The organism is Halovibrio salipaludis, from assembly GCF_002286965.1.
Classification (GTDB): domain Bacteria; phylum Pseudomonadota; class Gammaproteobacteria; order Pseudomonadales; family Oleiphilaceae; genus Halospina; species Halospina salipaludis.
Genome location: NZ_NSKD01000001.1, coordinates 76,353 through 99,187, shown reverse-complemented (window position 1 = coordinate 99,187; position 22,835 = coordinate 76,353). Strand labels below are relative to the sequence as shown.

The window sequence follows — 22,835 nt, the reverse complement described above, 5'->3', positions numbered from 1 at the left end:
GAGTATGAACATTATTCTGAACGGCGAAAAAACCGAAGTTGGCGAGACTGCCAGTATCCAGACCCTGATCGAGCGCCTGGAACTGACGGGCCGCCGTATTGCCGTGGAGGTCAACGAGGAGATCGTGCCGCGCAGTGAGCACGATTCACGCCAGCTCGCGCCCGGTGACCAGGTCGAGATCGTCCACGCCATCGGCGGCGGCTGACCCCGTAGGAGCGGCCATGGCCGCGATCCTGCCCCCTGATCCCATGATCCAGACGAGAGACACCATGACCAACGAATCCCCGCAGGACACCCCGCTCACCATAGATGGCACCACCTACAACTCCCGTCTGCTGGTGGGTACCGGTAAATACGCCAGCTGGGAGCAGGCGCGGGATGCCATTGAGGCCAGTGGGTCGCAGATGGTGACCATGGCGGTCCGGCGCACCAACCTGGGCCAGAACCCGGATGAACCGAGTCTTCTCGACATTGTCTCGCCGGAGAAATACACGCTGCTGCCGAACACGGCCGGGTGCTACTCGGCGAAGGACGCAGTGCGCACCTGCAAGCTGGCCCGCGAGCTCCTGGATGGGCATAACCTGGTGAAGCTGGAGGTCCTGGGTGATGAGAAAACCCTGTACCCGGATGTCACCGAGACCCTGAAAGCGGCGGAACAGCTGATTGATGATGGCTTCCGGGTCATGGTCTATACCAACGACGATCCCCTGATAGCCCTCAAGCTCGAGCGCATGGGGTGCATTGCCGTGATGCCGCTGGGCGCCCCCATCGGGTCCGGACTGGGCATCCAGAACCGCTACAACATCCGCACCATCGTGGAGAATGCCAGTGTGCCCATCCTGGTGGATGCGGGCGTGGGCACGGCCTCGGACGCCAGTCTGGCGATGGAGCTGGGCTGCGACGGGGTGCTGATGAACACGGCCATCGCGGAAGCCAAAGACCCGGTGCGGATGGCAGGCGCCATGCGCAAGGCGATTGAAGCCGGGCGCGACGCCTACATTGCCGGGCGCATGCCGAAGCGGGCCTACGCCAGCGCCTCATCGCCGCTGGACGGGACCTTTTTCTGATGACGGATGCAACCGGGCTGGATACACCGCTGACGCTGCCGTGCGGCGCCGTACTGCCCAATCGTCTTGCCAAAGCCGCCATGACTGAGGGCGTAGCCGATGAGGGTCTGCATGCCACCGAACGCCACGCCAGTCTCTACGGACGCTGGTCGGACGGCGGCGCGGGCCTGCTGATCACGGGCAACGTCATGATCGACCGCCGGGTGCTGGAGCGCCCCGGCAACGTGGCCATTGATCCGGTGCCGGCGGAAGGCGAGCCGGCAGGGATGGAGGCGCTGCGCGCCTGGGCCCGCGAGGGCACGCGCAACGGCAATCACCTCTGGATGCAGATCTCACATGCGGGGCGCCAGTCACCGCGTTATGTAACCAGCGAGCCGGTCGGCCCCTCCGAGGTGCAGCTTGAACTGATGGGCAACTACGCGCGGCCGCGGGCACTGACCGAGCCGGAAATCCTCGATTTCATCGAACGCTTCGGGCGCGTGGCACGCACCGCGAAAGCGGCAGGCTTTACCGGCGTCCAGATCCATGGGGCGCACGGGTATCTGCTCTCCTCGTTCCTTTCCCCGGTGACCAACCAGCGCGCGGACCGTTGGGGCGGCTCGCTCGAAAACCGGGCACGGTTCCTTCTGGAAGCCGTTCGCTCGGCCCGCGAGGCGGTGGGGCCGGACTTTCCGGTGGCCGTGAAGCTGAACTCGGACGACTTCCGCAAGGGCGGGTTCAACCATGAGGAATGCCTGCGGGTGGTGCAGTGGCTCAACGAGGAAGGCATCGACCTGCTGGAGATCTCCGGCGGCACCTACGAGCAGCCGCGCCTTCTGGGCCACAGCGGCGATGCCGATACGGCCAGCGAGCCGGGCGCGGTCCGGGCGAGTACCCGTGCGCGTGAGGCTTACTTCCTGGATTACGCCGAGGCCATCCGCAAGGTTTGCCAGTGCCCGCTGATGGTCACCGGCGGCTTCCGTACCCGCAGCCTGATGGAAGAAGCCCTCGCCAATGGCGAACTGGACGTGATCGGGCTCGGGCGGCCCCTGTGCACGGATCCGGATACCCCGAAGGAACTGATCGAGAAGCGGATTGACCAGGCCGTGAACTACGAGGCTCGCCTGCGCCTCGCCAACACCGGCTGGTTCTCCCCGGCGAGCCCGCTGATGCCCCTGAAGATGATCAACGTCCTCGGCGCCCAGGCCTGGTACTACCAGCAGATCTTCCATCTGGCGGACGGCGAACCGGTGGACCTGAACCTGAGTGTACTCGGGGCCTTTGCGCGTTACTTCGGGGATGAGCTGAGTACGGCGTTCCGGCTCAGGCGTAGCGGATGACCTATACGACCTGGTCCCGGCCGTTATCCTTGGCTTCGTAAAGACGCCGGTCGGCCTCCTGGATCATTGCCTCAACGCTCGGGGAGTCCTGGCGATAGGTGCTGACACCAATGCTCAGAGTCAGTTGTATGGGGCCGGCCTGAGTCTTGATGGGCTCGTCGGCGATCAGGCTGCGCAGCCGCTCCGCCATCCGGCGTCCGGAGTCATTGTCTGTCTCGGGCAACAGCACCGAGAATTCCTCGCCGCCGATCCGGGCGGCTGTGTCCGATTTGCGCAGCATGCCCTGGCAGCGTTCGGCAAACGTCTGGATCACCTCGTCCCCGGTGCTGTGGCCGTACTGGTCATTGATCCGCTTGAAATGGTCCATGTCGATCATCAGCAGGCTCAGCGGCCGCCCGTGGCGTCTGGCCCGTTCCACTTCCTTCTCCGCCTGCTCGAGGAAGTGCCGGCGGTTGGGGAGGGTGCTCAGTTCATCATGGGTGGCGAGGTATCGCAGCTGTTCCTCAAGCCGGCGCCGCTCGTTGATTTCAGCCTCCAGGTCGAGGCGGATCTGCTTACTCTGGGTAATATCCGTCTGGATCGAGTTAAAGCCATACAGCTTGCCGTCTGAATCAAACTCAGGCTGGCAGGAGATGCGCAGCCAGTAGTAGGCGCCGCCTTTTGTGTAATTCAGAACCTCGCAGGAAAAGCCCTGCTGGCGGGCCACGCAGTCGCGCATGTAGGCAATGGTCTGCGGATCCGTTTCCGGGCCCTGTAGGAGGTCACCGGGCTTGTGGCCCCGCGCTTCCTCCAGGCTGTAACCGCTGAGGGTTTCAAAGGCGCTGTTGGCCCAGTTGATGCGGCCGTTACTGTCCGTCATCAGTATGAGTTCCTGGGTGTTTTCCAGTACCCAGGCCAGCCGCTGGTTGTGCATCCGCTGTTGCTGGTTCTCCGTGATGTCACGGAATATCCCGAACAGATACCTTGTGTTGGAAGAAGGGCTGCTCTTGAGTTCGCCGAGCGTTTCCACCCAGCGGACGTCTCCGTCCACGCGGACGATGCGTGCCTCGAAAGACAGCGGCTTGCCGGTCTCGATGGTTTCGTTGATCAATGCTTCAACGCGATCACGATCCTTCGGGTGGTAGAAACTGAGAGCATTGTCCACGGTAGGGTGGGTCGCGTTCGGCGACATCCCGTGCAGAAGGAACACTTCTTCAGACCAGAAGAGCGTGTTGTCGTTGAGCCTTATATACCAGTGCCCGGATTGGGCGACCTTGTGGCTCAGCCTCAGAATATCTTCGTTCTGCAGCAACGTATCTCTGATCGTTTCAGGTTGGTGTCTGCGCGAGATCCCTTCACATTCATTGTTCAGTCTAGCAGTTTCATTTTCAGAGGCTGTCTGAATCCCGGCGGGGTTTGTTGGATTTCTGTTGCCTGCTTGGCTCCGGCGTTTCGGGTTAAGCCCCTGATTTTTAATCTTTAGTTGACTGGATAGAGTCCAGGCAAGGCCAGTGTCAGAACAGCGGTAGTGGTAATCGCAGTTATGAGATTAATCCTGAGGCGGGTTCTGAGAGAAGCTGGGAGTAGCTCTTTCAGGGTGATTGCTACAAGACACGTAATGAGAAGCCAGGTGGATACCGGGTTGAGGAGTATGTCGGAGATCCACGTTCCGATGGTGTTTCCGGAAGGATTGCTGGTTTCATTGCTCACAGAGAGGAAAAAATCACGGTTGCTGGCGATTGCCAGCATCGTGCCCAGTTGCAAAAGAATGGCACCAACCAACAGTGTATTGAGCAGTGCCTTAATGGTATACCGCCAGCCATGGCGGCTGATGTATGTGATGAGCATCAGTTCTCGACTCTTCTTGTCGATCTATGGCCGGTGATTTGGGTACCGGATCTTATAGTTTGATACCCACACTTTACGCGCATGGAGGTTCGATATCTTGGGCTCGAAGCCTTTCAGGATCACCTCGGTGTCCTGGCCTTGCTGGTGCTTGGTGCCACATGGTGGTGAGTTGCTTTTGGTACGATGTTTTCAAACAGAACCCAATCTACAGCACCATCACTTTGGGTCTGTCGGTTTCTTTGATGGCAGGTGCCGTGATTCTGGGTTAGCCGTTAATTCTCCTTGACCTCTTTCAGTGCGGGGCATTCCCACTGATGACCGGTTTCTTCTTCAACCCCTTCCTTGAGGATTGCGTATCGCTCTGATGGGGCTGCCGCTGTGATGGTACGGAAAGCATCTACGACCTCTGCTCTCTGAATGCCTTTGAAAAGGTTGTTATGGAGCTGCTCCCTCTTCTCTTCCCCAGAGGCATTCCGGTAGGAGTCTGAGGCTACGGTGGTTTCGATGCGTTCGCAGGCAGCACGGTATGCGGATATCAATGAAGACTCATCCGCCATCGCGAATCCGGCAGTCATGGCTATCGGAATCGGTGCGAGAAAGAGCCACAGTAGAGGTCGTGAAAGGAGGGTGCTCCGGGTTTCCTTGTCCATCGGCAGACAGTTCCATTGCCATGACGTTTGCCCGAACGGTACGGCGGGCATGTGTGTGCGTCAAGTGAACAATTTCAAGTTGTGGGGTGCAACGGTTGTCCTATTGGCCTTGTTCATGGATTCTTTGCTGCCCGAAAAAGGTTTGGCTTATGAGTTCCTGAAAGACCCCGCGGATGCGGGGAACGGGAGAACGCGCTGGACCTCCAGGGCTACCAGGACGGTTGATCCCCGCGTATGCGGGGAACGGGGCTCAATTTCGAGATCCAGAACCTGCGGGAACGGTTGATCCCCGCGTATGCGGGGAACGGCTGCTGCGTAAGCCAGCCCTGAATCTCGACGACGGTTGATCCCCGCGTATGCGGGGAACGGATGGAAAGGCTGAGCTGGCCGACCTCCATTTCCGGTTGATCCCCGCGTATGCGGGGAACGGTTTCTCCAGAGCGTTCTGCGCCTCGCCTGAGCCGGTTGATCCCCGCGTATGCGGGGAACGGTTGACCACGAAGTCATCCAGTCGATCCTGGACCGGTTGATCCCCGCGTATGCGGGGAACGGTTTTTTGGGCTTCGGTCTGGCCGTTCTCTGACCGGTTGATCCCCGCGTATGCGGGGAACGGCGGTGCCCTGTTCTTCCTGGAAGCCCTGGCGCCGGTTGATCCCCGCGTATGCGGGGAACGGGTGTATGCGGCGCCCTCGCTGGTTTTGCTGGTCGGTTGATCCCCGCGTATGCGGGGAACGGCCAGTCAGTGCAGGAGTCAATGGTTATCATGGCGGTTGATCCCCGCGTATGCGGGGAACGGCCATGATGGTCCCGAAGACAAGAGTCAGCACAACGGTTGATCCCCGCGTATGCGGGGAACGGCCATGCAGGCGGGGTAATCTCCGCCCGGATGCCGGTTGATCCCCGCGTATGCGGGGAACGGCCCGGTAGGTGCGCTAACACCAACGATCCGGGCGGTTGATCCCCGCGTATGCGGGGAACGGCCGATCAGCAGTGTTGACAGGTTCGCCCGTACCGGTTGATCCCCGCGTATGCGGGGAACGGTTTTTGAACACCACTTTCTGCGACACGCGCCGCGGTTGATCCCCGCGTATGCGGGGAACGGACCGTGCGGGATAACGCCAGCGAGGGCGATTACGGTTGATCCCCGCGTATGCGGGGAACGGTGTCGAGCAGCACGAGCACGAGCCCCCGCAACCGGTTGATCCCCGCGTATGCGGGGAACGGGTCGAGCAGCACGAGCACGAGCCCCCGCAACCGGTTGATCCCCGCGTATGCGGGGAACGGTGCGTAGCAAGCGCAAAGGTGCGTTTGTGTTCCGGTTGATCCCCGCGTATGCGGGGAACGGACTCGCATGAGTTCAGAGGTCTCTATAACCTGCGGTTGATCCCCGCGTATGCGGGGAACGGTAGCTGCGCTGACCGGAGCGGATCTTCTGGAACGGTTGATCCCCGCGTATGCGGGGAACGGGCCCAAGGAAATCGCTGAAGGGACTGAGCTTACCGGTTGATCCCCGCGTATGCGGGGAACGGACTTCAAAAACTCCTACGGTGATGACAGCGCCCGGTTGATCCCCGCGTATGCGGGGAACGGGTAGGCAATCCAGCCATCCACCAGCCCCATGGTCGGTTGATCCCCGCGTATGCGGGGAACGGGTTGAGCGGTACAGACAAGAGCTGAGAGGGCTCGGTTGATCCCCGCGTATGCGGGGAACGGATCGCAGGCGCCGAGCGTCTTGTCGTCTTCGGCGGTTGATCCCCGCGTATGCGGGGAACGGGCGAGCTCACCCACGCGGTAGTGCAGTTCGTTCGGTTGATCCCCGCGTATGCGGGGAACGGCGGGTATGGCCGATCTCCGCGAGTCCGGAGCGCGGTTGATCCCCGCGTATGCGGGGAACGGTCCAATTGTACATTCCTGTTTTAAAAACAGAAATTCATGCTCCGGGAAATGCACGACATTTTTCGGGGGCAAAAATCAAGACTGCTTTTTTAAAGAACTATTTATTATCAGCTATTTGGGGTTTTGGGGAAGAAACTGCACCAAACGTAGGCCGTCATAATCCACTGGAATGCGGCGATTTTCGCCGTAGGTTTGGAACTCGAATCCCGATTCGTGGTTGCTGGACCAGGCCATGGCAACGTTGCCTTCTTCGGCAAGTGCGTTAACTTGCTCCCAGATCATCTCCCGGATCCGCTTGCTAACGTCGCCAATGTAGACGCCGGCGCGTATCTCCAGCAGCCACACTGCCAGCCGGCCACGCAGTCGAGGTGGTACATTTTCGGTTACAACAACCAGCATCGCCATGTTATTGGCTCCTGTGACCTTCGTCGCCGGGAGATGCGGGCTCCGGGATTGCAGGAGGTTGGCTGTCCGCTGCAGGCTCAGGCGGTGTAATCTCTCCTGCAGATAGAACGTCTTCAATTAGGGGGATGAGTCGGTTAAGCAGTTTCGTTTTACGAAAGGCGTCGCGACAGGCGATCCGAACATCCCTGTCAGGTTTGGTCGGGGATGAGGCTGCTACCTTGAATGCCGCTGGAACAACGGTTTCGAACTTGATCAGGTCTGCAATGTCATAGACGAAACTCTTGGGCTTTCCTGTGTGAAGGAACCCTATGGCAGGGGCGTATCCGGCGGCTAGAACAGCTGCTTCTGTTACGCCATAAAGACATGCTGTTGCGGCGGAAAGGCATTTATTGACTGGATCAGAACTGTCCCAGTCGTTCGGGTCATACCGCCGCCCGTCCCATTTAAGTCCGTACTGATGGGCCAGAGACTTGTAGAGTTTTCGCACCCGCGCACCTTCAATGCCTCGAAGCTGGTCCACGGATCGTCTTTGAGGAGCTTCCTCATCAAAGCGTATCTCGAACATTTTGCGGACAACTTTGATTCGCAAGCTGTCATCAAGGGCAAGTTGCGCCTGATAGAGCAGTTTGTCGGAACGTGCGCCCCCGGGTTGGCCTGCTGAATAGAGCCGGACTCCTGCTTCGCCTACCCAGATTAAAAGTGTTCCCGTTGTAGCGGAGAGCTTGACGGCTGCATGTGATACGCGTGTCCCGGGTTCGAGCAGAAGGCAAGCGACCGAACCGACGGGAATATGCATCCGTTCACCATTTACTTCGTCAATAACAACGAAGGCGCCATCCTTTACGTCGATTTGTCCGCGCCCGACGAAAATCATCGAAACACGATCCTTAATGGGAATAGGCTTGAGGGGGACATAAGGCATGGGGTTACCTCACGGGCGTCGAATCATCATCAGCCCGCATCCGAAGGCCTTGCTGCGGCCAAGGCCCTGGCTGAGCGACGATGTAAATGATTCAGGGGACGCGACAGACAACAATCCTTCGTAGTCAATGGACGAAAAGCGAATGTCTCGTCCCTTTCGATGGATGGACTGCTGTCTGTATCCGGTAACCTGGGGTGTGCCTTCCAATGTAAACCCTGCCATCTGGCTCTTGCGGTGTAGCCATTGCAGGGCGGCGTCGTTCATCCGGGCATGAATTTCCTCTGGATCGGTAATGTTTTCCCGTCGACACTGGGTCTTAGCATCCATAAGGACATCGTGTCTTGTGGCGTTCTTTTTGCCCGATTTTTTTCTATCGATGGTGGGGTTGGCTCTCAGCCGGAAAGCTAACTGTTCTCCCCCTTGAAGTTCTGGTGCAAAGGGTTTTGTTTCCGCCAGCAGTAGACCGGGCACATTCGTAGGCATGGACTGGGACAATACGTAGAACAGGGGCAGTCCGCGAGGGTCCTGCTCAGCCCCCACCTGTTCCGTTTCGATCTCTTGACGGAATAGGAACTGCCGCTCTGCGTGATCCTCAAAAAGCCGCCAAAGCAGCTGGTGGTTCGTGTAGGCATTGCCTGACAGCAGATTCAGGAGAGCTCTGCGGTCCAACCCTTCAGTCGCGACGCGTACTCGGGACAGATACATTATAGGCCCTCCTTGATTCTTGCGTGGTGTTCGGCGCGCCCCCGGAACTGCCAACGATCCCGATTGATGACATCATCCTCTGGGAAACGGGTGTCTTGTACTTGGAGGTCATGCCCATGCTCTTCCCAGAAATAATCAATCTGCCCGTCAAAGCCCAGCAATCGGTTCTGGTAGTCATGAATCAGTGGTGAAATGCCTGAAAAAGCCTCATGGATACCCTCTGCTTGCACCTTTTGAGGGGCAAGTGGCGCCGCCAGCGGGCACGAGCGGCGCCCCAGGTAGGGCGTGAAGACCGGTTCACGCAGAGCCTTTTCCAGGTCTTCCAGAGACCAGCGGCTTTCCGGGGTGAGTGAAATAGCGACCTGCCACAGGCCATCGGACCGGTACTCGCGGCGCGAAATGATGGTATTGAGCCTGTCTTTCCCAACGCCAAGTTCGTCCTTGCGCGTTGCGTACTGGGCTTTTTTGTCTCTCTTGGGCACCTGAATGGTATGGAAATCACGAATAATGCCCCCGGGCGTGATTTGCCGCACTGCGAAGCGTAGCGCCTGTGACAGCGCACTCTGGCTCGAGGCGTCTTCGCGTTTTATTCCAAGGCTGGCTGCCACAAGCCCGAGGAGCGCTCCCCGGGTCGGGTGATCGGAACTGGGGCGGGATTCACCGACAGCCGGTGCGCCCCAACTTGCCAAGGGGCCGTAGAGTTGAATGATGAGAAAATCCATTGAGCGCCCCCTTATTCAGGCTTAAGAAAGTCCAGGAGCTCGCTGAACTGGCCCTGCCCGGCGTGGGCGTTGAGTTCGTAATGCTTGTCGGAACAGGGGCCGTAAACCTGGTCGAAATTCTGGACCTGGCCTTGAATCTGTTTAATGGCTTCGCCCAGCTGGTCCTGCCCGTTCACAGGTTTAAGAAAGGCTACCGAGAGGGAGCGTGGTTGCTGCGTGCCTTTTTCCGCAAGTACATAGCTGGCATAGGCGCGTGAACCAAAACTGTTCTGTTTGCCGCTTGGCGCGACCTTTGTGGCGGCCTCTGCAATTGCTGCAATCGCCCGGTCAGCCAGGTCGGCGTCCCCGCGTAGGTTATCGATCAGCTGGTCTCTGTTGATGCACAGGTAACTGTAGAAAACACCCGCCGCAAAACCGGTTTCACCAATGTGGGCGGCCCCTCGGTCTTCCTCACCACTGTTAAGGTCATCTACGGCCGTAAAATAGTCATCCTCGATTACAACAGGGTGGACTGTAACGGCATGCGCTACCTGGCAGGCAGCTTCAACATTGAATTCGGGATAAGCCGCCAGCATACGGCCAAAAAGGGCGATGTCCGCAGCTTGTGGTTTCTTTCGGAGCAATTTGAGTTCTTCGTCCTGAGGCCCCCGTTTCTCGTCAGCGAGTTTCCGGGTCAGGTTTTTCACGGCTTCACGTTCTTCCGGGCTGATATGTGCCAGTTGCTCGATTTCCACGTCGTCTTTCTTGAGCGCCCCGAATACACCGGCAATCTTGGAAGCCCATTCTTTGGCATCCTTTTCCTTTACGCCTGCTTCCAGCAGCTGGTCGCGTACTTCGGTGCCCAGAAGCTTGGTGCGGGTTCCCGCGTGCCCCGCGACTGCTTCCTGAAAGACATCAGAGGTTCGCCAGTGCCGTTTAAGACTCTGGGATGAAACGCGCAACCGGTCGACACCGCCCATGCGGGCCGTCTTGGGGCGTCCCAGATCGTCACGGTTCAGGTTCGCGGGTGGGTAAGAGGTGAGAAGGTGCAGTTGGATGAACGTGCTCATTGTGAGGTCTCCTTGTTCGAGCGTTTGGGTTATTTCTGGTATTCAGAGAGGGCAGTGAAGTAATCCATAGCCCAACGTACGGTCAGCCTCTTTTCCGGCTGCTGACTGATCCGGCCATGTTTTTCCTCATGCCAGTGAAGAATGCTGTCTGCCAGCGAGAGAACGTGAGCCTGGTTACCCAGCAATGCCACTGCACGGCGCGCACGCTTAAGGAAGATATCGGCATCGTGGCTTTTCTGCAGTTGCGCGAACCTGAGTTCACTCAGATAAGGCTTACCTGTCTGATCCTTTTGGCTGCCCATCGCACGGGCAAAAGAAGTTGATGATTGGCTTCGGACCTCGGCCAGTACTGCAGCGACGGTTGCCCACGCCATCATGGTCCATGACTGGCCTGCTTCATCTTCCGTAAGGGACAGCCAGAGATGACGAAAACCCTCGGTCAGAATGGCGTCATCAACCGTCCGGCATCGCCGCAATTCAGCAGCGATGCCGCGAGGCAGGGGCTGTTTGTTTCCGTTCCACTCCAGGTTTTGAAGTGTTTGCTCATCCCGGTGCAGCCTGGCCCACCATGCCAGCACCTTGTTTTGGAGAGGCTGCCGGCGCATTACGTGGTAGTAGTTTGAATCCTGGTTCATGACGGCTCCTTCTTCGTGTTCGTGGTGTTGGTCCGTTCAATGCCCGCCTGTTTTCGGAAATCCTTTGCTGTTTTGTTGCGTGTAAACCAACTAAGCAATTGATTCCGAGCATGGGTGATACGTTTCATGTTCGCTGTGTCCGCAGGCCCTGATAGTGCGAATTCATCGAATACCTCGATTGCCTGACTCTGGACATGGCGGAACCACTGTGCCGCGGGTTCCGGCGGTAGTCTTGAGACCTCCTGCTCGATGAGGCGTTGAGCAAGCTCTTTGAGCAGTTGGTAAAAGGTGTGCTCGGTCCGTTCCCAGAAGCGATTTTCAACGAAGGTCAGGTCACCTTTTACCTCCTTGGGATTCTTAAACCATGCGCCTTTTACTTCGTTGCGCACCTGCATCGCCGAGGCTTGTGCCAGGTTGAGAAGGACTTTTAACCAATCGAGCAAGCGATCCTGTTTGGAAGGTGGAAGGGCGATAAGGGGTACCTGCGCGGCGTACCAGCACCGAGGTTTCATGTTGTCCATGTCGTAACCGAAAGCCCAGATTCGAGCTATCCGGGGCAGTGTGGTGTTCCCCATGGCTGCTTCATCAACCTTTCTGGGATAGTCGAGGACAACCGGAGCAGGTAGGTTGCCGTGATCTTCTTTATCTTCAAGAACCAGGCTCTCCCAGTGGCGATAGCCGATACCCCCTGGTTGTCCCTTGATTGAAATCGGGGGCTCTTCGGGTTTCTTGGGATCACGGCGGTAGGGTGTCAGAGGGTGGCGCCATGGACCGTCGTAATTTATTCCGTAATTTCGGACTCGTACCTTTGAAACAACCGAATGGCTGTGGCGTCCGCAAAGGTCGCAATAACTGTCGATGTTCTCAAAAGCGAGGCGAAAACGTCGGGGCATGGACCAGAACATTTGAAACGGGTGCACATCGTCGAGCCGTGTTTGCTCGCCATGTTCGCTGGTGCGCGTTGGGCCCATCCAGGGAAACAGGTGGGGGGAGTCCGGGTCGGACTCTGGGTGTTCGAAAGTCTCGCGGTCCAAGACGTTGAGCCACAGTTTTTGCCAGAGCGGTGTGTCCGGGCTTTCTGGCATAACAAGCGTTGTGAGCGGTCCGCCTCCTCTGAGGCCAGTGCGGTATCCTTTCCCGCCCGAGGGCGCATTGATCTGCATCGTGAAGAGGGCAATGGCGGAGCAGTCAGGGCAGAAGGTGTCCGCGCGCCCCGCTTTAACAAAATGATCCGTATTATTTTTGATGGTGTTGGCACCCGGCGCATCAATCAGGAGGCTGGAGGCGGGTACTGCATTTTCATTCTCCAGCGAATCGTAGTCCTGCATGAAGCTCGGGCCGTCACTGTCGAGAAAGAATGAGTCAATAAAGGGTGCTAACGCTTGATCAAGCTCGACTGATGAAGGCGGATCTGAAAACTGCTCCAGCCACTGATCAGTGTCTTCCGGCGCTAAAGCCGTGTGGAGCAGCCCAATCAGGAATTGGTAGGCAGCACCCTGGAAATCCGCTCGGGGGAGGGCGAGGTCGATAATATCCGATGAGGTAATGGACGATACCTGGTGGTAGCGGATCTCGCCATTCTTATGTTTTAGCGGTAGCCATGGATCTTTCAGGAGGTTCATGTTTTATCCTCTATGCTCAGAGCGCTTTGCCGGTATAGTCCGAGGCGTTCGTTGTAATTCAATGCATCAGCTTCCTGTTCCACCAACCATGGAACTGAGAACTTGAGACCTGGTTTTTGCTCTACCGTTGTCTCCCATAGTTCATTGGTCTCCGGCGAAAGTTCCGGAAGCTGTCTTGCCAGAGACTGCCGAATCCGTACCTGACTCATCTCCCACGGATGACTGGCTGTCTCGGCCCAGGGTTTCAGGGCAGTGCCAGCTTCGTTCAACCGAACCAGAGTGACGGTGACGCTGGGTTCATCTGATAGGCGGGTCCCGATATCAATTTCTTCCTGCCATCCATTAGCACTTGCCGTCGTGTACCCTTTGTCCAGATTGAGCCGGTTGAAGTGACCCATGGTGACCTGGCTCTGGCGTTCTCCTTCCTGCTCAAAGAAGCTATCCACCAGCGCTTCAGGAATCTGCGTGTCTGCATCCGGCCCGTAAACGGATTCGATCAAGTGGCGTGCCTCTTCCGGCATACGAATTCCGCCACGCTCTTCCAGAACATTGAGGCCTAGCCAGAGCTGACCATGATTCCGATAGACCGCTGCTGTTCCAGGGAGGAAGCGCCTTATCCAGTCCTTTTCCGCGTTAGTCTGGGGTGGCGGGGCGTGAATGTGCAGCACGGGAGTTGGTCGCTTATCCTTGGCGTCCGGCTGCTGGCATCTGTCTCCTTTCAGAGTCCGGGAATGGCGATGGAGGCGACCGGCGCGTTGTATCAAGAGGTCTATCGGTGCGAGGTCTGAGATCATGCAGTCGAAATCGAGGTCCAGGGATTGCTCGATCACCTGGGTCGCAATCAGTATGTAGCCACGCCGGTCGGTCGCATTTGAGTCCTTGCCAAAGTGAGTCAGTGCTTTTTCTTCAATCGATTGTCGGTCGGCCATGATGAACCGGCTGTGAAACAGGATGACCCGGCTGGGATCGGCCACTGATTCCCATAACCATTGGGCGGCTGCAATCGCGTCATCAACCGTATTACGGATCCAACATGCGCATCCGCCTTGCTCCATGGTTTCCCGCAGGATTGCAAGGACCTCGTCGGTGCTGTCCAGTCGCTGGGTTAGAACGTGGCGCTGTACGCTCTTACGGGTTTTCACCGGCGATTCTGTGATGCCATTCCGACTGACCTGAGACGCCAATGGAAAATTATGGTTGTTGAGCTCTGGCTGTTCGTGCTCTCCAAGCCCTTTGTTCCAGGCGCTGATGAGCTTTTCCCGCATCTCGATAGGAAGGGTAGCCGTGAGAAGTATGGCGGAACCGCCCTGTTTTGCGTGCGCTTCCAGTACGGCGGCCAGAAGCGTGAGCATGTAGTCATCGCATGCATGGATTTCGTCTACAATCAGCACCTTATTAGCAAGCCCAGCCAGCCTGAGCGATTGGTGTCGGAATGGCAGCACGGCCATAAGGGCCTGGTCTATCGTGCCAACGCCAACATCAGCCAGTAGCGCCTTCTTGCGGGAGTCAGCGAACCACTGATTGCAGGAGGCTGACCCTGTTTGTTCGCCAATGCCGTATTGGGTGTCCTGCTGCTGGTGCTCAAGGGAGGCGGCAAACGACTCATTGAGGTGCCTTGCGCTATGCGCCAGTACCAGACTCGGTGAATCGTTTTCTGAGAACCACCGGGGATAGATATCGGCAATGCGTGAGTACATGGCGTTGGATGTTGCCATGGTAGGGAGGCCGAAGTAGGCGCCTTCAACAAAGCCCTTTTCGATCAATCGGTGCGCCAACGTCAGGGCGGCTTCAGTTTTGCCTGCGCCTGTTACGTCTTCAAGAATGAAGAGATTGGATGGTGCCTCGATGGCTGTTTCCTCGGCCCAGTTTTGTAACGGGGTAGGGGGAAAGCCATAGAACGTCTCAAAACCTTTGAAAGGGGCGGGTTTTGAGGAATTGTTCAGGCCAATCCTGTGGACTGTTTCTACAGCTTTCGGCAGTGCTGTTTCATTCCAGTAGTCTTCGAGGGAAACGGGATCCTCCTTGTAGGTGAAAACCGACTGATCGGATCCTATCCAGTCGGCGAGCACCGCCTGACCGGCCAGGTGCCAGCTTAGGCGTTTGAGTGTCTTCCCCCACTCTTTGTCTCCCATCAGTTCACAGGGCCATTGGGGAGCGACGAGTGCTGCACAGTCTCGGGCAAATGCCCAGGCAGCTTCCTCGTCTTCAGGGTAGAAATGGTCGGCGAGCGCCTCGCTGCCGGCATCGACTGGCTTGCCGTGATGTCCAAAAGTGATGTTAAGGAACGTCTCCAGGGAGCGTTTGTGTTGACGTTCCATTGCTGTGCCTGTTGGCCAGGACCATGCTTTGGAAAATTCGTTGCTTCGGGAAAAGCATTGCTTCCACAGCAGCATTCCCAGTGCATCATGTCGCAATCGGTACGGCAGGTGAGGATCAGGCTCGATGAGCAGTTCGGGGGCAGGTGCCGCCAAGCTTTGGAATGCTCTCGCGAACTTTCCAATGTCGTGGATTGTCAGAAGAAACGTGAAAACAGCCTGCAACTCGGTTGGTTCAATTCCAAGGTAGCCGGCCAGAGAGCGATTTCTTGATGTTTCCTCGGAAAGCAGAACATGCCCAACTGCGGCGACGTCCATTGAGTGATAAGGCAGCAGATGGCAACGGGGTCCGTTTTCAGGCCCATTACTCTGCGGCATAGCCTTACCCCAGTAACGGTGGTAACTCTGATGGCAGTTGTCTTTCTGCATTATCTTTACCAGGCTTTCCCGATTATCGCGTGTTGTGGACGTTAACAGCCCTGCTGACTCAGGGCGTGCACCACTGAAAAAATCACCAGTAAACCCCATGCATTTGTGAGATTCGGTCCGCAATATCCCGCCTTAAACTCTCCGGCTCAACCACCTCTACTTCCGCCCCATACCGCAACACCTCCATAACCAACTCGGTCGGGTCTGCGTAGGGCACATGCAGGTGAAAGCAGCCGTCATCGCGCCATTCGCCATACTGTTGAGGGTGCCAGGTTTCCTCGGCACTCCAGCGGGCAGCCTGGGCGGAGAATTTCAGGTGGGCGGACTGTTCGGCTTCACCGGTGAAGATACCGAAGCTGGCACTGAACTGGTTGTCGATGGTTTCCGGAGCGCATTCGTGGGCGGTTTCTTCTGTCACCCTGGGTGATGCCATACGGTCGAGCGAGAATAACCGCAGGTCTTCCGCCTCGTGGCACCAGCCGAGCAGGTACCAGTTGGAGCGGTAGTGGAGCAGCCGTTGGGGGCTTATCTCGCGCTGGCGTGTCTGCTCACGGCTTCGGCTGGTGTAGTGGGTTTCGAGCTGTAGGCTGCGCAGGGTGGCTTCCGCAGCGGTTCGGAAAACGGATTCCGGCGCGTCTCGCGCAAGGATGGGCTGAATGCGAATGCGCTCGTTCAGTCGCTGCGCCGTGTCGCCGTCATCGCCGAGCAGCTCGCGGATGCGGTTCTTGAGTGGGGCGAGATGCGGGCTCATCAGGCCGGGCTGGACGGCTTCAAGCAGTTGCTCGCGGGCCAGAAGGGCGTGGAGCTCGCTTGCGTTCATCCAGAAGCCTGGCAGTTCGAACACGGGTTCTTCCGGATCGTATTCGTGCCCGTTGTGGTCCCGGTTATAGGTGAGGGGAGCGCCGAGGATGTCGCGCATGAACTGAAAGTCACGGGTAACGGTATTCCGTGAGGCTTCCAGGGTCTCCATGAAGCGCTGCATGGGCACCGGGTGGCGGGCTGAGCGCAGGATGTCGTGGATGCGGTAGATGCGTTCGATCTGGCTCACAGAGGCTCCCTGAGCGGATGCTTATTTTCCGTCATCAGGGAGCCTAGCAGTTGTCCGGTATAATTGCCCTACCCGCCATGAGCATGAGGTTATTGCATATCATGGTTAGCGGAATTACGCTCAGGGCTCTTCAAATCCCCACTGGATGGGGTTCTATTGAAAGGAGTCAAATGATGAGTGAGACGACACTCTCCCTACCCGAAATCCCGGATTCCAAAGTGGTGCTGAACGAACGTGAAGCCCGGGAGGTGCTCGCGTTTTTCTGGCCCTCGAGGAAGCCTGTTATCAAGACAACTCCGATGACAATGGATCTGAGGCGGTATGCCCAGGCTTTGCTGGTTGTTGCGATTGATGGATCCTACCTGCTTGGTTTCATCGACATTCTGTTTAATATCATCCTTCGGCGTAAGCCCGGAACATCCGTCAAGAAATTGATCCGTAAGGTTGCGCAGAAATCGGCGAAACATTGGTGGAAGCACGCGACTGAAGAGGATCTTGAGGACCCCCGGGTTTATGAGTCTGTTCGAAGCGCCATTGCAATCAAGCAACGAAAACCATTCGAGGATCGGCTTAAAGGGCTGACGTCATCAATCCCGAAGGCCAAACAACGGATTGTGCTGAGCGATATTAAGCCGGATACCATCGCCTGGATTTGAAGGAAGCGGCTATGAGTAGGTTTGTGAAAGGACTAGCGGTTGTTCTGGTGTTCCTGGTGGTCACTGTCTGTGGGGTGACTGTGTATCATTTCGCCACCACGTCGACCTTCAAACTAATTGCGGTCTATATGGATGAGGAGACACCAGCGGTCTTTCGTTGGAGCGCGAAACAGTCGCTTTACTGGTTTCACCCGGATGAAGCGGACGTAAAGCAGCTCAATCGGGAGGCGGGAGCCCAGTATGTTGTGGATGTATTGGGTCCTGAAGAAGCCCGACCGGTTCTCAGGCACCTGGTGGACAATGGTCTTGATATCAACAGCGTGAGCAAGGCCCACGGTACGAGGTTTACGGCCCTGCATGCTGCGGCGATAACGAATAATCCCGAGGGAGCCCGACTTTTGTTGGAGTTTGGCGCTGACCCGACCCTGAGGGATGGCGAGGGCCGCACGCCACTGGAATTGGCCCGTTTCAGCAGTAACCGACCGAATCGGGTAGAAGACTACAGCGCTGTGATCAATGTCCTTGAGGAGGCTCAGCGGTGATGGATCTCGCACACTGTCGATAGCCTTAACTCAGGCTTACCCGCCCAGCCCCGGAACCGCCCTGTCATAAGCCTGGAAACACGGCGATGAGATCAGGAAATCCGCTGTGCTCTCGTTGGATGCGATCGGGATGTTCCAGAGCGTGGCCAGACGCAGCAGCGCGCGGATGTCCGGGTCGTGGGGCATGGGTTCCAGCGGATCCCAGAAGAAGATCAGCATGTCCACCTCGCCGTCGGCAATGCGGGCGCCGATCTGCTGGTCGCCGCCGAGGGGACCGCTTTTCAGGCGTGTGACGGGCAGTTCAGTCCGCTCCGCAATGAGTCCGCCAGTGGTACCGGTGCTGATCAGGGTCAGGCCGTTGAGCTGTTCGCGGTTGCTCTGAACCCAGTCGGCCAGGGCGGGTTTGCGGTTGTCGTGGGCCACCAGAGCAATAGTGCGGATGGGGTCTGTCATGCTTACTCCTGCTGGGTGAGTCTTGTCTGAGCCTATCACAGGCCCGGGTGGCAGGGAGTACGCGCAGGCCGTGATGCCTTTACTGTTGAGGTGAGAATCGTTATTGTTTGCGAAATTGGTAGGGATAGAGGGAAACGTGATGCGTAAGCGTTTTACGACGATTACCGGAGCATTGGCGCTGGCTGTCTCTGTTGGATTCGCGTCCACCAGTGCTCTGGCCAGTGGTGAGATAGGCGAGCATGTCCAGAACCTCAAGGGCAATCTCGGCACCTATGAACAGGATGTTGGTCGGTTCACCGACCGCCTTGACACCATGACGGCAGCCTATGCCGAGAACGGCCCGGACGCCGTGGAAACGGACCAGCTCATTGAGCTCTGGGAAGAGGTGAAACTGCACGCGGCGGTGGAGGTGACCTATGTGCCGGTCTATGCCTCCATCTGGCAGGGCATCTATGGGTTCAAGGAAGCTGTGGACAATGACAGCGGCATCGAGCGTGTCCGCGCGCAGCAGGCAGCTCTGGAAGCCGCGCTATGGCAGGGTCTGGGCGCCGTGAAGATGGCTTCGAAGCATCAGGCATCCGGTGGTTCCAATAAGGGTCAGGAGGCTGACTCCGGGGAAGGTGACCCGATTGACCGGATCATTACCAACCTGGAGAAGGTCACCGTGGAGCACGCCGAGGGTGAGACCGAAGAGGCCACCGAGCTGGTGCATGACACCTACATGGAAATCTTCGAGGGCATCGAGGGCGCACTGATCGAGCAGGACGCGGAACTGGTTGAGTCGCTGGAGAAGGACTTCAACGTGACGCTGCCCCAGCAGCTGGAGAAAGGCGCGCCTGTCTCTGAGGTGACCGCTCAGGTTGATGCCATGAAAGAGAAGCTCAGCCGGGCACAAAAGCTTCTTCAGGAAGCCAAAGAGAGTCAGGGCGATGTGTTCTGATGTGACCCGAAGGGATGTTGTGCGCGCCCTGGGCGCGCTCGGTATTATGGGCGCTTTCCCTCTGCCAGGCCTGGCTGCCGGCAGGGGCGAGGCGCCCTTTTCCGTTGAGTCGCTGCCAGCGCTTGAGGGGGAGCTGACACTCTATCTGGGGCGTGGCGAGGGCGGCCTCTATGAGGACGTCATCAATGCCATCCGGGATCGCAACCCGGGGCTCTCTCTGCAGGTGCGCCGCGGCCCCACGGTGGCGCTGGCAAACACCATTGTGGCGGAGGCGGAAGCCGGGGCCCGGCAGGCGGATCTGTTCTGGGCGGTGGATTCCGGATCCTTGGGGCTGGTCAGTGATGCCGGCCTTGCCCAGCCCGTTCCCGAAGCACTTGGTGCCGGGCTGAGGGAGGGGTTCCGCTATGAGAGCTGGGTGCCTGTCTCCGGTCGGATCAGAACACTGCCCTTCAACAGTGATCGTCTGAGCCTGGAGCAGATTCCCGAAGACATCATGGCACTGCCGGAGACGGACCTCAGTGTTGGCTGGGCGCCAGCCTATGGCTCGTTCCAGTCCTTCATCACCGCCATGCGGCTGCTCGAAGGGGAAAAGGCGACACGTGAGTGGCTCCTGGGCATGAAAGCCCGGGCCCGGCAGTACGCGGGTGAGTTCGGTGTCGTCATGGGGGTTTCCAGGGGGGAGGTGGACCTGGGGCTGGCCAACCACTACTACACGCTGCGGCTGCTGTCCGGCCAGCCGGACGCTCCCGTCGCCCTCGCCATGACCCGTGATGACGCCGGCTCACTGCTGAATGCCTCCGGCGCCATGGCACTGACGGAGCGCCCTCTTGCCATGGACTTCATCCGCTATCTGCTGACCGCCGAGGTCCAGTCCTATCTGGCGAGCGAGGCGTATGAGATCCCGATGGTCAGTGGTGTGGACCTGCCCGAGGGGCTGCCGTCGGAGGATCGCATCCAGCCACCCGAGCTTGAGCTGACCCGCCTTGCGGACATGCGTCCGACGCTGGACCTGATGCGTGACGCCGGAGTGCTATGAGGCGTTGGCCGGTCTCCTATGTGCTGGCCGCACCTGTTGCCATACTGGCAGTGCTGCCGTTGCTGGTCCTGCTGGATCTTGGTGCCGGCGCTGACACCCTGTGGGATCCCCACTGGCTGGACGTGCTGGGGCAGTCACTGACGCTGGCCGGGCTGACGGTTGCCGGGGCGCTCCTTCTGGGTGTGCCGCTGGCGGTCATGACCGCCTACATCAGGCTTCCCCTGCGTGGTCTCTGGTTGCCGCTGCTGGCGGCACCGCTGGCGATGCCGAGCTACATCGGTGCTTTCACGTTCTATGCGGCTTTCGGGCCCGGGGGCGAGATTCAGCAGCTGACGGGCATCCCGACACCGGAACTCCGTGGTCTTACCGGCGCGGCCGTCGTGATGTCGCTCTACACCTTCCCCTTCGTACTGCTGACCACCCGGGCGTCCCTGCGGGGGCTGGATGCCAGCGTCCTGGATGCGGCGCGTACGCTGGGGCTGTCGTTGCCGCAGGCCCTGTGGCGGGCAGTTCTGCCCCGGGTGCGCCGGGGCATCGCGGCGGGCGCGCTGCTGGCGGCGCTCTACACGCTCTCGGATTTCGGCACGCCGGCTATCATGGGCGTGGACACGTTCACCCGTGTGATCTTTGTTGAATACAATGCCTTTGGTCTCAGCCAGGCCGCGATGCTGTCACTGCACCTGCTGGTGATTGTGGGGCTGATCCTGTTCCTGGAAAGCCGCTTCGGAACAGAGCAGGAACGGCCCGGCCGCACGCTGGTTGTGGCCCCCGGCACCCTCTCCGGAGCTGGTATGATGGGGTTGGCGCTGCTGGTCTTTGCCCTTGCGGTGGGGCTGCCTCTGGCCCTTTTCGGTATCTGGATCGCGCGTGATGGTCTGGCCGGTTTTAACCCCATGACGGCGGTCAATTCGGCCTGGGCAGCTGCCCTGGCGGCACTCGGGGCGGTTCTGCTGGCGCTGCCGGTCGCGTATGCGGCGCTTTCAGGGCCTGCGGGCCGGGTCATGGACCGGCTGACCTATTTCGGTTTCGGGGTGCCCGGCATCGTCATGGGTACGGCCCTGGTCCATCTCGGGCTCAGGGTGCCGGTGCTTTACCAGACCCTGTTCCTTCTGGTGCTGGCCTACATGCTGCGGTTCCTGCCGCTGGCGGTGGGCGCGGTGCGCTCCACGGCGGAACGGGTGGACGACAACATGACCCATGCCGCCCGCCTTCTGGGGGCCTCCCGCTGGGAAGCCTTCCGCCGCGTGAGCCTGCCGCTGACCCTGCGGGGCGTGGTGGCCGGAGGGGCGCTGGTATTTCTGGAGGCGATGCGCGAGTTGCCCGCAACACTGATGCTGCGCCCGACCGGGTTCGACACCCTGGCCACGGAGCTCTGGCGCGTCTATGAGGCTGGGTACTTCGGCCGTGCCGGCGTTCCGGGCCTGCTTCTGGTAGTGATCTCAGGGGTGGCGCTGGTGTTGATGGTCAGTGGTGAGCGGGGCCTGAAAGCGGGCCTTGCAGAGAATAAGGGGTAATCATGCTGGATGTTCGCAACCTGAGCCTTGCCTACGGTCAGACACCGGTACTGGCGGATCTGTCTTTCAGTCTGGGCGCGGATGAGATCCTGATGCTCGTGGGGCCGACCGGCTGTGGCAAAACCACGGTGCTGCGTACACTCGCCGGGCTGGTGCGCCCGGATGCGGGGGAGATCGTGCTCGGGGATCAGCGGATTACGCCGAAGCGGGATGTACCGCCGGAGAAGCGGCGGGTCGGGATGGTGTTCCAGGACTTCGCGCTGTTTCCCCACCTCAGCGTCATCGACAATGTCGCCTTCCGTCTCAGTGATCGCCGGCCGGCCCATGAGTGGCTGGAGCGGCTTGGGCTCACAGCACTGGCCGATGCCATGCCGGAGCGCCTTTCCGGTGGGCAGAAACAGCGTGTCGCCCTGGCCCGGGCACTGGCCCACGAGCCCCAGCTGATGCTTCTGGATGAGCCGCTGTCCAACCTGGATGCAGCCCTCAAGGACACGCTGCGCTGGGATATCCGAACGGCCCTCAAGGAGGCCGGTGTGCCGGCGCTCTGGGTGACCCATGACCAGGAGGAGGCGCTTTCGGTGGGGGACCGTCTGGGGGTTCTCAATAACGGCCGCCTGGAACAGCTCGATACCCCGGAGCAGTGCTTCAGCCAGCCCACAAGCCGGTTCGCCGCCCAGTTTCTGGGAGAGGCGGCTTTCGTGCGCGGCCACCGGGACGGATCTCTGGTGGCGACACCGCTTGGCAGCGCGCCGGCCATCACCCAGGGCGCCAGTGGCGAGAAAGTGGATCTGATGGTTCGCCCGGATGACCTGACGGTGGTGCCCTCGCGGGATGGTAATGGTGTGGTCGAGTGGCGCCGGTATGAGGGCGAGACCCGGCTCTATGCCATCCGCGTCTGCGACGGCGAGGCGCTGCGGGTGCGCACCAACCACGAGCTCGACCTGGCTGTGGGCGCACCCGTGCATCTGCGGATCAGCTCCGAGCATCCCCTCGCGGCGTTCACGCCGGAAACACACACCCCCTGATCCCCGCCCCTGTCGGAGGCGCCCGGGTTACCGCATTTTCGTAATTCCGCGCTCAATT

At 59.1% G+C, this 22,835-nt stretch carries 22 protein-coding genes and 1 CRISPR repeat array; of the genes, 9 read left to right on the top strand and 13 right to left on the bottom strand.

Annotated features, from left to right (window positions below; all coding sequences use genetic code 11):
• Positions 1-4: 4 nt before the first annotated feature.
• The 3 genes from thiS to CK501_RS00515 all read left to right on the top strand — a co-directional run bounded on the left by thiS (position 5) and on the right by CK501_RS00515 (position 2,386).
• A complete protein-coding gene (gene thiS, locus CK501_RS00525) occupies positions 5-205 on the top strand; it encodes a sulfur carrier protein ThiS (protein WP_095615776.1) in 201 nt (66 codons plus the stop codon).
• A gap of 64 nt (positions 206-269) precedes the next feature.
• On the top strand, positions 270-1,067 hold the full coding sequence (locus CK501_RS00520; protein WP_095616563.1) for a thiazole synthase: 798 nt from the start codon (positions 270-272) through the stop codon (positions 1,065-1,067).
• Complete coding sequence (locus CK501_RS00515) at positions 1,067-2,386, top strand: NADH:flavin oxidoreductase/NADH oxidase family protein (RefSeq protein WP_095615775.1); 1,320 nt, start codon at positions 1,067-1,069, stop codon at positions 2,384-2,386. Before CK501_RS00520 ends, CK501_RS00515 begins: the two co-directional genes overlap by 1 nt.
• A gap of 1 nt (position 2,387) precedes the next feature.
• On the opposite strand, the gene CK501_RS00510 is transcribed toward CK501_RS00515, so the two are convergent.
• The 12 genes from CK501_RS00510 to CK501_RS00455 all read right to left on the bottom strand — a co-directional run bounded on the left by CK501_RS00510 (position 2,388) and on the right by CK501_RS00455 (position 16,611).
• Positions 2,388-3,677 (bottom strand): sensor domain-containing diguanylate cyclase, encoded by a 1,290-nt coding sequence (locus CK501_RS00510; protein ID WP_095615774.1) that lies wholly within the window; start codon positions 3,675-3,677, stop codon positions 2,388-2,390.
• Between the two features lie 167 nt (positions 3,678-3,844).
• The gene (locus CK501_RS00505) at positions 3,845-4,213 is read right to left on the bottom strand and encodes a hypothetical protein (protein WP_095615773.1); all 369 of its coding nucleotides are present in this window, start codon (positions 4,211-4,213) and stop codon (positions 3,845-3,847) included.
• Positions 4,214-4,485: 272 nt separating this feature from the next.
• Positions 4,486-4,863 (bottom strand): hypothetical protein, encoded by a 378-nt coding sequence (locus CK501_RS00500; RefSeq protein ID WP_095615772.1) that lies wholly within the window; start codon positions 4,861-4,863, stop codon positions 4,486-4,488.
• A 218-nt stretch (positions 4,864-5,081) separates the two neighbouring features.
• Positions 5,082-6,759: direct repeats of the CRISPR family, unit length 29 nt; unit sequence CGGTTGATCCCCGCGTATGCGGGGAACGG.
• Between the two features lie 111 nt (positions 6,760-6,870).
• Positions 6,871-7,164: a type I-E CRISPR-associated endoribonuclease Cas2e gene (gene cas2e / locus CK501_RS00495; RefSeq protein WP_095615771.1), complete on the bottom strand. Its 294-nt coding sequence runs from the start codon at positions 7,162-7,164 to the stop codon at positions 6,871-6,873.
• 1 nt (position 7,165) lies between these two features.
• Positions 7,166-8,086 carry a type I-E CRISPR-associated endonuclease Cas1e gene (gene cas1e, locus CK501_RS00490; protein ID WP_095615770.1) on the bottom strand — a complete coding sequence of 307 codons (921 nt, stop codon included), beginning with the start codon at positions 8,084-8,086 and terminating at the stop codon, positions 7,166-7,168.
• A gap of 9 nt (positions 8,087-8,095) precedes the next feature.
• Positions 8,096-8,791 carry a type I-E CRISPR-associated protein Cas6/Cse3/CasE gene (cas6e, locus tag CK501_RS00485; RefSeq protein WP_095615769.1) on the bottom strand — a complete coding sequence of 232 codons (696 nt, stop codon included), beginning with the start codon at positions 8,789-8,791 and terminating at the stop codon, positions 8,096-8,098.
• Positions 8,791-9,513, bottom strand: a complete 723-nt coding sequence (gene cas5e, locus CK501_RS00480) for a type I-E CRISPR-associated protein Cas5/CasD (RefSeq protein ID WP_095615768.1) — start codon at positions 9,511-9,513, stop codon at positions 8,791-8,793. The genes cas6e and cas5e overlap by 1 nt, the downstream gene beginning before the upstream one ends.
• Before the next feature lie 11 nt (positions 9,514-9,524).
• Positions 9,525-10,562 (bottom strand): type I-E CRISPR-associated protein Cas7/Cse4/CasC, encoded by a 1,038-nt coding sequence (cas7e, locus tag CK501_RS00475; RefSeq protein WP_095615767.1) that lies wholly within the window; start codon positions 10,560-10,562, stop codon positions 9,525-9,527.
• Positions 10,563-10,591: 29 nt separating this feature from the next.
• A complete protein-coding gene (gene casB / locus CK501_RS00470; protein ID WP_095615766.1) occupies positions 10,592-11,197 on the bottom strand; it encodes a type I-E CRISPR-associated protein Cse2/CasB in 606 nt (201 codons plus the stop codon).
• The gene (gene casA, locus CK501_RS00465; RefSeq protein ID WP_095615765.1) at positions 11,194-12,819 is read right to left on the bottom strand and encodes a type I-E CRISPR-associated protein Cse1/CasA; all 1,626 of its coding nucleotides are present in this window, start codon (positions 12,817-12,819) and stop codon (positions 11,194-11,196) included. Before casA ends, casB begins: the two co-directional genes overlap by 4 nt.
• Positions 12,816-15,563, bottom strand: coding sequence for a CRISPR-associated helicase Cas3' (cas3, locus tag CK501_RS00460; RefSeq protein WP_158222999.1), 2,748 nt, complete (start codon positions 15,561-15,563; stop codon positions 12,816-12,818). Before cas3 ends, casA begins: the two co-directional genes overlap by 4 nt.
• A gap of 82 nt (positions 15,564-15,645) precedes the next feature.
• The gene (locus tag CK501_RS00455) at positions 15,646-16,611 is read right to left on the bottom strand and encodes a helix-turn-helix transcriptional regulator (RefSeq protein WP_095615763.1); all 966 of its coding nucleotides are present in this window, start codon (positions 16,609-16,611) and stop codon (positions 15,646-15,648) included.
• A gap of 173 nt (positions 16,612-16,784) precedes the next feature.
• Between CK501_RS00455 and CK501_RS00450 the strand changes: the two genes are divergently transcribed.
• Positions 16,785-17,267, top strand: coding sequence for a hypothetical protein (locus tag CK501_RS00450; protein ID WP_095615762.1), 483 nt, complete (start codon positions 16,785-16,787; stop codon positions 17,265-17,267).
• An 11-nt stretch (positions 17,268-17,278) separates the two neighbouring features.
• On the top strand, positions 17,279-17,809 hold the full coding sequence (locus CK501_RS00445; RefSeq protein WP_095615761.1) for an ankyrin repeat domain-containing protein: 531 nt from the start codon (positions 17,279-17,281) through the stop codon (positions 17,807-17,809).
• Positions 17,810-17,845: 36 nt separating this feature from the next.
• Here CK501_RS00445 and CK501_RS00440 read toward each other — a convergent pair whose 3' ends face one another.
• Positions 17,846-18,262, bottom strand: a complete 417-nt coding sequence (locus CK501_RS00440) for a methylglyoxal synthase (protein ID WP_095615760.1) — start codon at positions 18,260-18,262, stop codon at positions 17,846-17,848.
• Between the two features lie 139 nt (positions 18,263-18,401).
• Here CK501_RS00440 and CK501_RS00435 point away from each other — a divergent pair, with 139 nt between their 5' ends.
• Genes CK501_RS00435 through CK501_RS00420 form a run of 4 tightly spaced genes read left to right on the top strand, consistent with a single transcriptional unit; the run spans position 18,402 to position 22,777 of the window.
• The gene (locus CK501_RS00435; RefSeq protein WP_095615759.1) at positions 18,402-19,202 is read left to right on the top strand and encodes a hypothetical protein; all 801 of its coding nucleotides are present in this window, start codon (positions 18,402-18,404) and stop codon (positions 19,200-19,202) included.
• Between the two features lies 1 nt (position 19,203).
• Complete coding sequence (locus CK501_RS00430) at positions 19,204-20,238, top strand: substrate-binding domain-containing protein (RefSeq protein WP_095615758.1); 1,035 nt, start codon at positions 19,204-19,206, stop codon at positions 20,236-20,238.
• Complete coding sequence (locus tag CK501_RS00425) at positions 20,235-21,752, top strand: ABC transporter permease (protein ID WP_095615757.1); 1,518 nt, start codon at positions 20,235-20,237, stop codon at positions 21,750-21,752. Before CK501_RS00430 ends, CK501_RS00425 begins: the two co-directional genes overlap by 4 nt.
• Positions 21,753-21,754: 2 nt before the next feature.
• Positions 21,755-22,777: an ABC transporter ATP-binding protein gene (locus CK501_RS00420; protein WP_095615756.1), complete on the top strand. Its 1,023-nt coding sequence runs from the start codon at positions 21,755-21,757 to the stop codon at positions 22,775-22,777.
• The last annotated feature ends 58 nt before the right edge of the window (positions 22,778-22,835 follow it).